Genomic DNA, 15,984 nt, shown 5'->3' on the forward strand with positions numbered 1-15,984 from the left:
GGGGAATTCCCCCTTTAAAACAAGCCTTTTTGATCTTATTTGAGAAAAAAAGGCTTGTTTTTTTCTTTGGAAATTAAAGTTATCAAAAAACGATAGTTTTTCAGTGGCCTCGCGTTGCTCCTGCGGGGTCTCACTTTGCTCACGCATCCCACGGGAGTCTCCGTGTATTCAGTCTGCTAGACATTTCATTTATATTTATTTTTGTTTAATACAACAATTATTGATAAAACACAACCTTAATAAATAAGGAGGCATTCATATGGCTATTAAAGTTCAAGGTGAACGTTGGTTCCCTTCTGAAATTTCTTTTTCTGATGAAAAAAATGATTTATGGGGTGATTGGTACTGTGATTCTGAGGTTGGTAAATTGCGTGCAGTACTAATGCATCGCCCTGGATTTGAGATTGAAGGAATCACTGAAGATAATTTTGAGGAGTACCGATTTAGAGCTCCAATGAATCCAGAACGTGCTCGTGCTCAACAGGATGCCCTAGCAGACATCTATCGAGCACATGGAGTCGAAGTCCATTACGTACAGAATCAGCGTATGGACAAACCCAATGCAATGTTTATGAGAGATTTAATGTTTATGACACCAGAAGGAGCCATTGTATGCCGTCCTGCCATCCCCGCTAGACGCGGAGAGGAAAAAGCCGTTGCTGCAACACTTGCATCACTTGGTGTTCCAATCATTAAAACCATTAATGGGTCAGGCTATTTTGAAGGTGCAAGCGCGATGTGGATTGACCGTGAAACAGTCATTATTGGTACAGGAAGCCGTACCAATGAATCAGGAGCAAATCAAGTAGAGGCAGAGCTTCGTAATATAGGAGTAAAGAATATTATTCGTACTCAGATTCCATATGGCTCTATTCATTTAGACGGTTATATGAATATGGTGGATACGAATAAGCTTCTCATTTTCCCATGGCATGTTACATATGATTGTGCGAAGCAATTACTTGATTTAGGAATCGAATTAATCGAATTACCTTATATCGAAGAACTGAAGCAAGGCATGAGCATGAACTTTGTAGCTATAGAACCTGGAAAAGTCGTTACTCCTGCAGGCAGTCCACAAACTAAGGCTCTTCTTGAGAGTCATGGTATTGAAGTCATTGAGGTTGAAATGGATGAAGTCATGAACGGTTGGGGAGCGATCCACTGTATGACCGCATTTCTACAACGTGATTCAGTTGGTATTATTACAAAATAAGCAAAAAAGAACTCTTTACATGTAAAGGGTTCTTTTTTAGTAGCAATTATTGATTTAAGAGGTTGCTAATTCTTTTAGCTAGAAGGGAAAGGGTCTATGCTGATTGGCCGTTGGAGTCTAATCTGATCGATTAGCTCAAGCTCTGATAAAATTAAAAGGAAAAATTCCGCTTAATTTTAAATTTTGATTAAACACAGTTGATATAAAAGGAGAATTTCCGCTTATCGTCTCAAAAAATGCAAAAAAAACTCAATTTCCATTGAATAGGGGAAAATCTTCCCCTTATTTACCTCGATACAAGCTACATTTTTGATTTAACCGAAAAATCTCCCTTTATTTACTTACTTTTAGTAACTAATAGAACACCTTATCTTATTTGGAAGCAGTCCTGCTACCCGATCATTTATTCATTCGCTACCTTTAAGACAGTTTTATATAAAACCTCTGCCCCTACACCAATATCCTCTTTATCAGACCATTCTTTCGGATTATGACTAATCCCATCCTTAGAACGAACAAATATCATTCCCATATTCGTTACTTTTGCCATTATCATTGCATCATGCCCCGCTCCACTTGGTAATTCAATTTCTTTTATGCCAAGCTCCTTCACTGAACCTTGAATCATTTCCTTAAGCTCTGATGAACAGATAGCCGATGGAAGACGATGTAAATCCTCAATCACACATTCTATTTCACGGCTTGAACAAGTCGTAGTGATAACGTCTCTAATTTGCTTCTCTACCTCAACTAGTAATTCATTTGATAAATCACGTAAATCAATTGTAAAATCTACTTCACTAGGAATGATGTTGATTCCCCCAGGACTAGCTGAAATACGCCCAACTGTAATCACTGTCCTCTCTTGTTGTTTTGCAATTTCCTCTAGCTTAGATAGAATAGTTGCCGTAGCAGCTAATGGATCTTTTCTTAACCACATTGGTGTTGTCCCTGCATGCCCTGCTTCACCTTTGATCGTTACCTTTAACCAAGTCACCCCGACAATGCCACTTACAATTCCCACAGGAACATCCTCTTGCTCTAAGATTTTTCCTTGTTCAATATGTAGCTCTATATAACTTTTTATCGTACTCGGATCACGTTTAACCTCATTTAGCTTACTAGGATCATACCCAAATTCCTTCATCGCTTCAGCTAGTGTCGTGCCATTTTGATCTTTGCTACTAGTAAGCTCCTCCTGACTAAGTACACCAATTAATGCAGAGCTTCCTAACATCCCTGTTGAGAACCTTGCCCCTTCTTCATCTGTGAATGCAACAACCTCAATTGGATGCTCTGTTGTGATGTTCTGTTCATTAAGAGTATGTAGAACCTCAATTCCTGTTAAAACACCAGCCGGCCCATCAAAAATCCCTCCACTAAAAACACTATCAATATGAGAACCTATGATAACCGCTGGCGCATTTGGAATCGTTCCCTCTTTTCTGCCAAATAAATTACCAATGCCGTCTTCCCATACTTGTAATCCTGCATTTAGCATATATTGTTTAACTAAAGTTTTTGCTTCCTTCTCTTGCTCTGTAAAAGATAAACGAGTGATTCCACCTTTAGGGTCACTTCCAATTTTCCCTAGATCATGTAAATGACCCCACAGACGTTCTTGATTAATATTCAACCTCAATCTCTCCTTTTTGAATAACTAGAATATTGCAATATTTCACCTTATAAATCTACAAACTGTATAGGACCTCTTCTACCTATCTATTTAACAATCTATTTCTCCAAGATCCAGATGTGATTCGAGGGAGACCTTCAATTTGCTCCTGGTTGTATACATAGACAAACCCTTCTAAGTTCTTGTTCCTATCCTTCACTAGAACTCGATCATAATGATTACTTTCCCTGCCCTCTTGGTAGTCCTCTAATTCATCCATTCGTGCTAATCCTTCTTCAGTGACGGTAAACCATTCACCTGATATGATCCCACCATTCTCGTCCAATAATAATGCTGGATATGGACCCACATCATGTAAGTAGCCGCGAATAGATCCTTCTTCCACATGGACTAAATGAGGCTTGGCAACATGATGATTTGATTCACCAACAAGTAAAGTACCGTAGACAAACACAAGATATTCTTTATCTTTCATGAAAAAAACACCCTTCTAATAGAATTAATTACTAAGATTAACTATTGCTTCCAATTATATCAAAAACAACAGCAAAAGAGGCCTTTCAACAAATGAAAGACCTACATTTTTTTATTTCAATTTCAACTTTGCCAAAGCCTCTGCTAATGCTGGATTAAACGGCTCTTCCTCTTGGTTTGTTTGCTTCTTCATATATTTAGCAACATCACTTTTTGAAACCTTCTTGTTAGCATCTTTTTTCCTTCTCTCATTAAATGTCGAGAGCTTCTCTCTATGCCCACATTTACATGCAAACATCTGACCTTCACCTTGTCCCCTGAGCTCTAGCTTTTTCTTACATTTTGGACAACGTGCATTTGTCACCTTCGAAATATTCTTTCTATGTCCACATTCACGATCTTGGCAGACATGCATTTTTCCTTTTTTCGTATTCACTTCAAGCATTGGCTTCCCACAATCAGGACATTTCGATCCAGTCAGGTTATCATGCTTGAATTTCTGAGTACTATTTTTTATCTCATGGACAATTGTTTTCGCATAGCTTTTGATTTCATTCATAAAGACATTTTTATTGAGCTTGCCTTTTGAAATTGCCTCAAGTTTTTGTTCCCATTCAGCAGTAAGTGCTGGTGACTTTAAGTCTTCAGGTGCTAACTCTAGTAGCTGCTTTCCTTTAGACGTGATGAAGATATCTTTTCCTTTCTTTTCAATCAGGAAGGAATTGAAGAGTTTTTCAATGATATCAGCTCTTGTCGCAACCGTTCCTAGTCCCCCTGTTTGACCAATTGTTTTAATCAACTCTTTGTTTTCACCAGCCATGTACTTAGCTGGATTCTCCATCGCAGAAAGGAGAGTCGCTTCATTAAATCTAGCTGGGGGTTTTGTTTCACCCTTTGTTTGAGACACTGAAGCAATCGATAGTGTCTCCCCTACTTCGATTCTTGGAAGCAGTTGTTCCTTCATATCATCGCTTTCTTCCTCCTCATCGAAGCGGTTCTCATATACCTCTTTCCACCCCATATTGGACACGATTTTTCCCTTAGCAGTGAATGTTTCGTCGCCAATTAATGCCTTAATGGTTGTTTGCTCATATTCAAATGGAGGATATAAAACTGCTAAAAATCGTTTCACCACTAAATCATAGACTTTTCGCTCTTTATCAGACATTTTCGCTAGAAACACCGTTTCCTCTGTCGGAATAATCGCGTGATGATCAGAAACCTTTGAGTCATCAACAAATGATTTGTTCGCTTTAATAGGCTTTTGTAGAATTTTATGAGCGAGCTTTGTATAAGGACCTACTCCACTGGCCTTAATTCTTTCTTTTAACGTCTCAACAATGTCTGAAGACAAATATCTTGAATCAGTTCTTGGATACGTCAATACCTTGTGCTGTTCATAAAGCTTTTGCATGATGGAAAGAGTTTCTTTTGCTGAATAACCAAACGCTTTGTTGGCATCCCTTTGTAACTCCGTCAAATCATATAATTGCGGTGCAAAGCTTTTCTTCTGTTTCTTATCTACATTCGTCACCTTAGCCTGCTTCTTATTTGTTTTGGTTAACAATTGATCTGCATTTTCTTTTGAAAATGTCCTTGTATCATTTGTTTTCGAATCTTGCCAAGTGAGTGTTAATTTATCAGCTGTTATAGCTCTCAATCCGTAATACGGCTTAGGAACAAATTGCTTAATTTCTTCCTCTCTTCTAGCAATAATCGCTAGAGTTGGCGTTTGAACACGTCCTGAAGACAATTGTGCATTATGCTTTGTTGTAAGTGCTCTTGTTGCATTTAACCCTACATACCAATCTGCTTCAGAGCGAGCAACAGCTGATAAGTAGAGATTTTCAAATTCTTTGCCATTTCTTAGCTTTTGAAAACCTTCCTTAATCGCTTTATCCGTAACCGAGGATATCCACAAACGCTTAGTAGGCTTTTGAACTCTGGCTTTTTTTATAATCCAATCAGCTACTAGCTGTCCTTCTCTCCCTGCATCCGTCGCTACAATAATTTCACCGACGTCACTACGTGTAAGCTGTGATTTCACTGCATGGAATTGCTTACTCGTTTGTTTAATCACAACTAGTTTCAAATCATTTGGCAGCATCGGAAGATCTTCCATTTTCCATGATTTATATTTGTCATCATAAGCCTCAGGATCTGCTAATGTGACGAGATGGCCTAAAGCCCAAGTAACAATATATTTGTCTCCTTCTAAATAACCATTTCCTTTTTTATGACAATTCAACACTCGTGCAATATCACGAGCAACTGACGGTTTCTCTGCTAGAACAACACTTTTCTTCATGCTATGTATAACATCCTTCCTCAACGAATCATTAACCATTACTATATCATATCATTTGTGATTAATTAACTAACCTTGAATTGTTGCTGTCGAAATCGCAGCCTGAATACACTCCGCGTCCTGCGGGAGTCTACGTGTATTCAGGCTCCTAGAAATCTCATTGTCAATTAATTTATGTCTAAAATAACAACTTAATCCGATATTAAAGTAAACTTTGCTACTATGTTTTCGATTATTGTATTTACATCTGCATAGCCATAGTATTGAACATACATCACTGTTGTTCCATTTGAAGCGAATACCTTTTTCCTCGTCTCTTCCTCATAAACAATCAAACGATCTAATTCCGGGTGTTCTGTTTCTATATAATCTTCTCTACTATCTTCGAATCTATGTCTTTCAATTAAATCAGACATCAGCTGGTTTGATAGAGTTGATATACTTAGCTGATAAACCTCTGTACTAATAGAAGGTGAATATTCACCGCTTCCATCTGCCCACATTTCCCCTGGAACAACACCCTGTTCATCAGTTTCATATTGTACGGGTGCCAATGGACTCCAATTGTATGTATATCGGTTGCCCCAGTCGACATTGTCACTCATATAAGAAGGTTCCTCTCGAACCATTGCTGGATTCTCTTCTACATCTGCTAATCTCACAATAGGTAAGTCAAGACTTGTTTCTGGTAAGGTTTTCGTATCCATTTTCACAAGAGTAATAAATGGAATGATTGCACTCAACCCTATCACTACTGTAAAAAGAAATGCGATGGTAGAATGTAGTCGATAATGCTTTTTCCAAGATGCATGATGATCAATCGATTTGCCTTCAATGAGATTTCTTCTTAGTGCATGAATTGAAATAGATGCTTTTAGAGAATGATAGGCTGAGTATGCAAGAAAGAAGGATATAATAATTTGTTGTATACCTCCATCCTTGACCAAGGCTAAAGTAGGTGTCCCATCAAGAAAGAAAATAGAAGATTGCATACCGATAATTAAAAGTAATGAGATCACTACTATAATCGCATTCGATGCTAATTTCTTATCAAGCTCCTTTAATGTATAAGACTGCTCGGCTGGATCTGTATGCAACTCTGGCGCATCAAGTTCTTCAGCTGATGAAAACACATGAAAATAACCATACCTTGTTACATAGTCCCAACCGCTTTCCGAATACATCTGCATTTGTTCTGGTGTCATTTTTTTCTTTATCGATACCTCAATCCGATACCTCGTTTTTTTCGGTTCACCTTTTTCAAACTTAGCAAACTGGATCCCCATCTTTTTTAGATGCAAGCCCTTAGCAGCCATGTCTGCAAACCAGCTTTCATGCTCACCAATCCGCCAATAATCACTAGGACGAAGTTTTTTGACCATTTTACTCATCATTTTCACCTTCTTCTAAAATGTCACTATCTTTTATCAAGGCTTTCAATCGTCCATACTCTATCCGCAAAGCCTGTTCTCCTTCTCTTGTAATGAGATAGGTCTTCCTTCTTCCATCATTTTCTGCCAGCCAAATAAGACCGTCTTTTTGCATCCGTGAGAGTACTCCATACAGTGTCCCTGGACCCATTTTCACTCTTCCTTTTGATACCTCTGTAATTGCTTGCATTAGTTGATACCCATGGTTAGGACGCATTAACGCTAAAAGTACATAATACATGGCTTCAGTCATTGGTCCCCCATTATATGCCATTGTTATATCCCTCCTTTCGTCCCTAATTCATTATTATGTATAACGATATATCGTATAACATAATATTACTTTATAAAATTTCTATAGTAAATACAAACATAAGTGAACTACCCCTATTTAAACTTCGCTTGCTGACTCCGGTTTGAAGATGGGAGTCTTCTCGACAAATTGATAAAAACCATACTAGTAAGTAGAAAAGCGACAAACCATGTGGGGATAGTTTGACGCTTACGTACAACCGAAGACGAATCTACGGAGCTATCGCAACAGCAATTAGAAGATTGGTGCCGTTCTAAAAAAGACTTAACATTTTTGCTTTCAAGATATTGACGTAGATCCATACAGGTGGCTCACTTAAGTAGATACTAGGATAAAACATATATTGAAATGCATAGTCATAAAATTCTAGTTGTATCATTTTGAAAAACATATCTAAATTGGAATATTAGTAATTTATTTCTTTTAATTCACCACTTTCCATTTTATAGACAGCATCACATAACATTCGAATATCTTCCGAATTATGACTTGCTAATAATAAGGTCTTACCCTCTTTTTTTAGGTCTAATAACATGTTTCTGATATCATTAATTCCATCTTCATCCAAACCATTCATTGGTTCATCCAGAATTAATAAATTGGGATTTTCCATTATCGATTGTGCAATACCAAGTCTTTGCTTCATTCCTAACGAATATTTTTTTACTGGTGTTTTATCATTATAATCTAAACCAACTATTGAGATGCATCTTTTTATATCTTCATCGCTAGCTATTTTTTGTATTGAAGCTAATAATTTTAAATTTCTATATCCTGAGTAGTGAGAAATAAAGCCAGGTGTATCTAATATTGCACCAAAGCTTTCTGGAAAGCTCCCATTACCTATTTTCTTATTAAAAATATGAATACTACCAGCTGTAGGTGATAATAAACCTGCTATACTTTTAAATAGTATACTCTTACCTGAGCCATTTCTACCAACAATTCCATAAACTCCTGGAGAAGATATTTCTAGATTTATGTTTTTAAGTAGATATTTACCTTTTATAACCTTGGTTAAGTTGTTTATTTTTATTATATTATTCATAGATTTTCACACTACTCCTAATAATTATTATTATTAAATATTGTTTCCTTATGTATCTTGTAAACAAACAATGTTAAAACATACATAATAATAATACTAAGTACTAAATAAAAATAGGACCATGACAATGGGTAGAAAACTAACTCCCTTAAACCAATTAATCCTAAAGTCAAAGGGTTCAGTTTGATTATAATTGTGTTTAATGGTATTACAGTGATTGAAATAGTTACTATCAAAATCAATATTAAGATTGCAACTGATTGATTTCTTGTTAAGAAAATCAATAAGATATAAATTAGGATTAATAAAAAAACGGATAAAAATATTAAACAAAATTCATGGAATAACAAATTAAGATAATAAGAATCTAGTTTGTAAAAATCTACCCTGCTAAATAAGTTGTGATTTTGAGTGAAAAAAAACAAAAGAATGAGTGAAGTAATAAAACTAATTATTAAAGTGACAAATGTATGTATAAAAGAGATAATTGTTACACTATTAAACCAATAATAAAAATTCTTCATTGAAATTAATATATAAATTGAATTCTCATATAGTTGATGATTTATAAAAGTACCAATTCCTATTAATGGTGTAACTATAATTAAAATCCATTTTAATGTATCAATTGTTAAATTTATTGGTAAATAATAGATTTTCACTAGTGCTTCTAATAAATTTGTTTCAAACAAATTATAAGTATAATAGCTTATTATTGTATTTATCGAAGAAATAAGAATAATTAATACTATATTTTTTATATTAAATATATGAAAGAAATGAAATGAAAGAATTCTTGGGAATATCATACTTTTTTTTCCTTTTCAAAGTATAAATCAGTTTTTTGTAATATTATCAGTCCCACAACTATTAATATTATTATCCAAACAATCCAAAATGAAAATATTGTATATGTGAATTGTGTTTCAGATTTCAAGTATAAATAATTAAATATGTTCGTGTGGAAGTAAAAAGTAAATGGGTAATAATTATCTATCTTATTCACAATAACTATTAAATTTATTAGATAAACTGCAAAAGTAAAGATAGAAGAAAATATACTGTTCTTGGATATGATGTAAAAATTTAAAAAAAGAAGAGCCAAAACCCATAATTGTAAGAACATCAATACAAATGAAACTAGAATATAGAATAATGGACTAGTTTTACTTAAAAATGATTCAAAATAAGCATAATAATTTTGTGAATAAAAACTCCAAGAATCCTTGAACTCTGATAAATCAAATAAAAACACAGATTGAAATAACAAAATAATTATAATTGAGGATAAAAATAGACAGGAAATAAATATAGTTAATTTTATATAGTATGAATACCATTTATACTTAGTTTTGAATCGAAATGTAAGGTAATTAGTGAAGTGACCTTCAAAAAAACAACAAGGTAATAAAATTAAAAACAATGGTACAATCATGTAAGAAAAAGTTAAGTAATCAGTCAATTGAATTATAAAATCATAAAAATTGGTTCCATGCTTTTCATCAGAGATATCTTTAAGTTGCACACTAAATAATAGAAATAAAATTAAGCAAGTAAAAAATATATTTTTTTTAGGAAAAAATAACTGTTCTTTATTAAATATTATTTTGTTCAACTTTCAAACCTCCAATATAAATTATGAAGGTGCTAATAGACAATAGAATAACAGCATTAATTATTTTATGTGTGAAACTTATTCCAAAATGATCTACATTGAACAAAGCTTGACCTGTTAAGTTTGGATGCGTATTTTGGAATAATAATGTCGAAGCTATATGTAATACAAAAGGAAATAATATTGTAAGAAAAATATTACGAGTAATAACTGATATGGCTAAAGCAATATTAGAAAATATGAAACCACAAAAGAATAAAGTAACAAATATAATTAGAATCATATTTATAGGTGAGTAAATACCAATACTATTGAAATATTCAATTGTTTCCATTTCTTCTTTAATATAGGGTATTCCTGTGAACTTTTGAGAAATCAAAAGAAAAATAAATGAAATTAATGGGCCTATTAATAAAACAAATCCTCCAACTAAGCCATTTACAATAATCTTGATAAATATATATTTATACTTACTCATTCTTATATAAATATATTTTAGTGTTCCTGTTTTAAGATCAGTTAAATATGAAGTTGAGAATGGTATAGACACAATTATCGGGAATATTAGTATTAAATAACTATTGTTGCTGTAGCCAGATAAAAATAGATAGATTAATGATATGTTACCGTTTTTTAACCAACTCATATATTAAAAAAAACCTGAAAAGACAACGAAAGTCGAAATAATGCAAGATATTAAAGTTAATCTAGATAAAAATCCTCGTTTAAGTTCTTCTTTTATATAACTTCTCATATTTAACCTCTATTTTTTTTTTGGAAAATTGGAAGAATTACATTTTAACGAGTTCCTTCGTTATTAATTTGGAGTCCAGGTACCGTTTGTCTTTACGGAACTCCATTGACTAAGGCTTGCAGAAAGTGCCAATCTTACTTTTTTACCTTTCCACTGACTAGCTGCGCTATAATCCATTGTCTTTCTGCCTGTTTGTGTGTAAGTAACTTTAGTAGTTAAATTGACACCATTAGATGGGTTTTCTAAAAAACTTTGAATTCTTGAATTATCAGGGATTTTTGTTACATTATTATATGCTGATCCTGTAGTAGTTTTTGTTTGAGAAGGTGAAAACCAGTGCTCGATACCAGCTAATCCTGGAACAGTTACATCTGATCCATCGTTTTTATAGCTGTAATAAGTAGCAGCAGAAGTAGTATTTCCTAGAGAAGTCAATAATAATCCAACTATGAGAGCTGTTCCCACAACTTTCTTAAATGATTTCATAGACTTATAGTTTCCTTTATATATATATTTTGTAATCCTTCCAATTTATATATCATTATACAATATTTAACTTTTTTTACAATTCATTATAAAAAAAAGATTACAATTTTAACATGTTGAAGATTTAATGCAAGAAGCAATTAAGTTTTAAATAATTTTTGAAATATCGAGGGGAAGTGATGATTGAGTAACTTTACAATATTACAATAGATTCATTTTATGTTCTTCACGCTTTAGGAGTGGTTTTTCAGTGGCCACGGACAGGTTCACTGTCCCTATGAATCTCCAACATATCAGCTTTCATTAAAACTATTATAAAATAAAATCAATTTTTGTTACTTTGTTCACTGTTCGAAATACCTAGGACACGGTGCCTGTCCCCTTGGTCCCTAAGTGAAAAGCTTCGCTTACTGACGGATAACTACGGTTTATCAAGGACTCTCTTTCACTAAATAACTTCCTATGAGCCAACTACTACCCTATATTATAGACCATTCCAACTGGACAAGACTTGTCTTTTTCGCATGGGTTTTGTCCTATGGGACATGGCAACAAGACAGCCCTTGTGCTTTTTCCCTATGTTTTGTCCTTATAACCAATTCAAACTGAAGCGCAAGAACCGTCCCCAAACTTTTCGGAAATTAGATCGTATTAAATAGTGGAGATAAAGGTTAATAAAGATTGGAGGATTTATTAATATGGAAAATAGAACATGCCTTAAATGTGGTAGTAACGAATTCGCAGAAGGATCAGATTATATGCCTATTAAAACAAGCAAAATGTCCTTTAATAGTTCTAATAAAGTTTACACGTTCTGTTTAGTGTGTGGGGAAGTAGATTCGATTCGTATTGAGAATACAACAATTTTTAAAAAAGGATATTAAATAATATTGTATGTATATAGAATAGAGTTTTATCTGAAAAACATCCAATAAATGACGAACATGATTTTTCAAATAATATGAGAAGGGCTGGGAACATATTTGAGCGATTATAAAGCCATACTATTTGATCTAGATGATACCTTACTAAATAGGGATGAGGCAGTTGATAAACTGTTTTTGATTATTTTCGATAAGTGCTATGAGGATCTTTCACTTTCTACTAAAAGTGAGATGTTAAAGAGATTCAAAGAATTCGATAAAAGAGATTATGGATTTGGTGATAAAACAAACGTGTTGGAATCTTTTTTTGTTGAATTCCCACCAAAACTGAGAATCCCTCACAATGACATTCAAGATTTCTGGAACCATCATTTTCCTCGTTGTTTTTCTGTAAACCAGAATACGATTAATATGATAAATACAATAAAGATGCATGCTAAAGTTGCGATTATAACAAACGGTTCAACTCAGAGACAAAAAGCTAAGATCATGAATACTCATTTAAATGATCGTTTTGATCTGATCATTATTTCTGAAGAAGTAGGAATGAGCAAACCTGATAAACGGATATTTGAACTGGCATTAAATCAGCTTAATGTGAAACCGGAAGATGCATTATTCGTTGGAGATGACCTTGAAAAAGATATTGCTGGTTGTCAAAATGCCAATATCAAGGGAATATGGTTTAATCCCAATAAAATCAAGAACGATACCGAGATCATACCATTTGCTGAAATCCAATCTTTAGACAGATTATTAGATTATTTTACATAAAAAGCATAAGCAGAGTCTGAGGAGGTTAATAACCTGCTCCACCTACCTCTCCACTCCTTCTTTAGTCAACTTAGCACGATAATATTCAACAAGGTCGGAAAATTCCTTCAGCTCTTGCTTGCCCTTGTCATTTATCTGATAGACCCCTCTTGAAACCTTCTCAAACCAGCGATAATAATTATTTGTTAGGATCGTTAGTGTCTTTTCTCCTGTGCCAAGACTTCTTAATTTTTTCGGAGATAATGGGCCGAATTCTTCTAGATAGCTTGCAATTTGGATGCAATTTTCTTTGTAGGCGGTCATGATTTTTGTCCGTGTGCTTCCACCAATATTGTAATCCCCGCTTCTTCCATTCACTTCTTTGATTAGTGAATTGCGTTTGTATTTATTTTGAGCGTAGCTTTTCTTTTGATCAAATGTCGTTGGATGTAGATGGATGTCCACTCTTGCACGATTTCCAGAGAAGGATACAAGAATCAGACCTAGCTCTAATCGACGTAATAAATGGCAGATGTCCTTCCATTTTCTAGAGCGGAAATTTTGCTTTCCTCGTGGAATGGCAATATAGACTTGATTTGTCAGCTTTTGACGCTTGGCTCCTTGAACTAACAGCTCCACATTTAGGGTTTTCTTTAACTCTACAACAATTAGTTCATCTTCTTTTAACGCAACTAAATCACAATCATTAACCTCGCCATACACTTCAAATCCTTGTTTTGCGAAATATCGTTGTATCGGTTTATATAAATCTACTTCTAATAGTTTCTTGTTTTCAGTCATAAAAAAAACACCTGCATTTCTGTTATACCTTCTTACCTATTGTATCGAAGTATGTAGGCGAAAAAAAGAGCCTAATCCTATGATTGGCTCTCATCTTCATTCATTACTTTTCTTTACCCTCTAATAACCATAGAATACTTGTTACACCACGAGGGTAGTATTTACTTCCTGTAATTTCTCCTGAGATGATTTGGTCACTCCAGCTCCATACAGAAAGAGTAGGATGTGTTAACCATTCAACATGTGCTGCATCTGCCTTAGCTCCTTTTTCATCCCATTCGAATCCAAGGATCTCACGAGCGATGAATTGGCTTAAGTAGATTTTGCTTAGCCATGAGTTATTGCTTGTTGATGAGATTTTCCAACCACCATCTTCAAATAAACACACACCATCTACTAGCACTGTTTCAAGATGTGTTTTCAATACTTTCAGATATTCACTGAATCGACCATTCGGATTTAATGCTTCCTCACAGTTTGTGAAATAAGGGAAAATTAACCCTTCTATTGCTGGAATGATTTTTGAATCATTCCCCTCCCCTACTACTGCAGGGATATATCCATCAGGAGTAACAAAGCTTACAATACTAGTTGCACATTTATCTGCCTGTGAACCAGCCTGCTGTGAAAGCTCAGTTAACCCTTGATTTGCGAATAGTCGTTCTAGTGCGATATAAGTGGCCCAACACTTGCTAGCCAAATAGATATTATTTCTCGCCTGCCCTAATGATACATCGAGACTATCATACGTGGTAATCTCCGCTCCACCCATACAACGAGTCGAATCTAACGCCATGATTCCATTTCGTTCTTCAGGAACTGGATGGTCACGGTTTAACATACTTTCAAAGCACTGCTCAAAGATTGTTAAATTCTCTTTTAACCACGCCTCATCCTTTGTTTGCTCATAATAGACGGCTCCGCATAACACCCAATTCACAAGCTGCTCATGGGTCATATGTGAGAAACAGCCATCCAATCCATATAACTCATAAGAAGAATAGGATGGTCTGGAAATCGTATTAGCAACCCCCATATCATGTGTGAAGCTTATTCCCCCTGGGTATACTTTGTCATCATTTGGAAAACGAACTCCGTCTTCATAGCTAAATCTCTTCACAAACATTTCCAACTCATTTTTTACAGTCCATGGGTTCATTTTGAGTTCAAAGAAAAGCTGGTCAACCGTTAAGTCAAAGGTATTCATCATACGATATTCCCCTTCATTAACGACCCAGAATGCCTCACCATTGTTATCTAATAATTGTGTACAGCCATAATAGCTTCTGATCGAATGAGCAAGCTGGAATTTTTGATCTCCAGACAAATGATTCGCTTCAGAAACAAGCCTATTAGCAGTAAGAGCTCTTTCTGCCAAAAGGTCATAATGACTTAACGTATATTGAGCTGCATCCTCGATATCTTTAAAGAATCTAGTATAGTAATAGCTAGTATCAAGACCAGCAGTAACCAAACCACCTCGGTAAAAGCTTAGCGCAAATTTATATGTTTTTACTTCACCCGCTGGTACATCCATAATCATTGAGCCAATTGGCCCAAGTCCAAATGTCCAATTCTCCTCAAAAGGATTCGTTAAGATATTCTCCATACTGAAATGAAGTGCTGATTTCACATCTTCATCAGCTGTTGTTATCGCTGTTAATCTTCCTTGACCAATACCTGAAATTCCATCCATCGTGTCATCTAGTCTTCTCATCGAGCTATATACATCACTACCTTCATACCCAAAGAAGGCACGGCGAGTTTTTTTACCTTGAGTATTATCAATTGTAAGTTCAGCTAGAACAGATGGAACCAATGCCAATTTCAACTCTTCCTCTGTTGCCGTTGCAGGATCAGGAACAGATTGAGCTTGTGAATAAATAGTGAAAGTCAAATCACCCGCTTTCCATGAATCAGTACCTAACTGAAAGTCTCGTTCAATCTGATCTGTAGCAAATGGAAAAATGATCTGTGGCTTATTTTGATCTGGGTCTGGATTTTCAATATCATATCGTTTACTTTCATCTTCACTATATTGGAAGAATGGTAGTGCCTCATACATTCCTTCTTGATCAATCGCTTCGACCCCAATATAGACACTTTTCTTAGGTGAGCGTCCTAATTCTAAATCAAAGCCACCACCATTACTTGGAAATCCTAAAGTAAAGCTTGAAAAGGCACCTATTGGTGAATGATGTGCATTAAAAAAGATGTTCTTTGGCATAGTTTCCCCAACTTTCATATTATTATAGTTTATTATTCT

12 protein-coding genes are annotated in these 15,984 nt (G+C 34.7%); 2 read left to right on the plus strand and 10 right to left on the minus strand.

Translation table 11 applies throughout. From position 1 onward, the window contains the following. Positions 1 to 259 precede the first annotated feature (259 nt). Positions 260 to 1,216 carry a dimethylarginine dimethylaminohydrolase family protein gene (locus F7888_RS00005; RefSeq protein WP_191775801.1) on the plus strand — a complete coding sequence of 319 codons (957 nt, stop codon included), beginning with the start codon at positions 260 to 262 and terminating at the stop codon, positions 1,214 to 1,216. Between the two features lie 403 nt (positions 1,217 to 1,619). Here the strand turns inward: F7888_RS00005 and F7888_RS00010 are convergent, their stop codons facing one another. From F7888_RS00010 to F7888_RS00045, 8 genes are all read right to left on the minus strand, one after another. Further along, positions 1,620 to 2,852, minus strand: a complete 1,233-nt coding sequence (locus tag F7888_RS00010) for a Zn-dependent hydrolase (RefSeq protein ID WP_225228516.1) — start codon at positions 2,850 to 2,852, stop codon at positions 1,620 to 1,622. A gap of 82 nt (positions 2,853 to 2,934) precedes the next feature. Beyond that, entirely contained in the window at positions 2,935 to 3,327 is a 393-nt protein-coding gene (locus tag F7888_RS00015) for a gamma-glutamylcyclotransferase family protein (protein WP_191775804.1), read from the minus strand. A gap of 111 nt (positions 3,328 to 3,438) precedes the next feature. Continuing rightward, positions 3,439 to 5,634, minus strand: a complete 2,196-nt coding sequence (locus tag F7888_RS00020; protein WP_191775807.1) for a DNA topoisomerase III — start codon at positions 5,632 to 5,634, stop codon at positions 3,439 to 3,441. Between the two features lie 191 nt (positions 5,635 to 5,825). Continuing rightward, positions 5,826 to 7,025 (minus strand): DUF2812 domain-containing protein, encoded by a 1,200-nt coding sequence (locus F7888_RS00025; protein ID WP_191775810.1) that lies wholly within the window; start codon positions 7,023 to 7,025, stop codon positions 5,826 to 5,828. Continuing rightward, the gene (locus tag F7888_RS00030; RefSeq protein ID WP_191775812.1) at positions 7,018 to 7,338 is read right to left on the minus strand and encodes a PadR family transcriptional regulator; all 321 of its coding nucleotides are present in this window, start codon (positions 7,336 to 7,338) and stop codon (positions 7,018 to 7,020) included. Before F7888_RS00030 ends, F7888_RS00025 begins: the two co-directional genes overlap by 8 nt. Before the next feature lie 445 nt (positions 7,339 to 7,783). Further along, positions 7,784 to 8,425: an ATP-binding cassette domain-containing protein gene (locus F7888_RS00035; RefSeq protein WP_191775815.1), complete on the minus strand. Its 642-nt coding sequence runs from the start codon at positions 8,423 to 8,425 to the stop codon at positions 7,784 to 7,786. A 1,595-nt stretch (positions 8,426 to 10,020) separates the two neighbouring features. Further along, positions 10,021 to 10,686 carry a hypothetical protein gene (locus F7888_RS00040; RefSeq protein WP_191775818.1) on the minus strand — a complete coding sequence of 222 codons (666 nt, stop codon included), beginning with the start codon at positions 10,684 to 10,686 and terminating at the stop codon, positions 10,021 to 10,023. 171 nt (positions 10,687 to 10,857) lie between these two features. Further along, positions 10,858 to 11,280 carry a hypothetical protein gene (locus F7888_RS00045; RefSeq protein ID WP_191775821.1) on the minus strand — a complete coding sequence of 141 codons (423 nt, stop codon included), beginning with the start codon at positions 11,278 to 11,280 and terminating at the stop codon, positions 10,858 to 10,860. Positions 11,281 to 12,263: 983 nt separating this feature from the next. On the opposite strand from F7888_RS00045, the gene F7888_RS00050 reads away from it, so the two are divergent. Continuing rightward, positions 12,264 to 12,938, plus strand: coding sequence for an HAD family hydrolase (locus F7888_RS00050; RefSeq protein WP_191775824.1), 675 nt, complete (start codon positions 12,264 to 12,266; stop codon positions 12,936 to 12,938). A gap of 42 nt (positions 12,939 to 12,980) precedes the next feature. Here F7888_RS00050 and F7888_RS00055 read toward each other — a convergent pair whose 3' ends face one another. Beyond that, complete coding sequence (locus F7888_RS00055) at positions 12,981 to 13,718, minus strand: DUF2161 domain-containing phosphodiesterase (RefSeq protein WP_191775827.1); 738 nt, start codon at positions 13,716 to 13,718, stop codon at positions 12,981 to 12,983. Between the two features lie 103 nt (positions 13,719 to 13,821). Further along, a complete protein-coding gene (locus F7888_RS00060; RefSeq protein ID WP_191775830.1) occupies positions 13,822 to 15,945 on the minus strand; it encodes a glycoside hydrolase family 52 protein in 2,124 nt (707 codons plus the stop codon). Positions 15,946 to 15,984 lie beyond the last annotated feature (39 nt).

Origin of the sequence: Litchfieldia stipae (assembly GCF_014837155.1) — a bacterium.
Taxonomy (GTDB): domain Bacteria; phylum Bacillota; class Bacilli; order Bacillales; family Bacillaceae_L; genus Litchfieldia.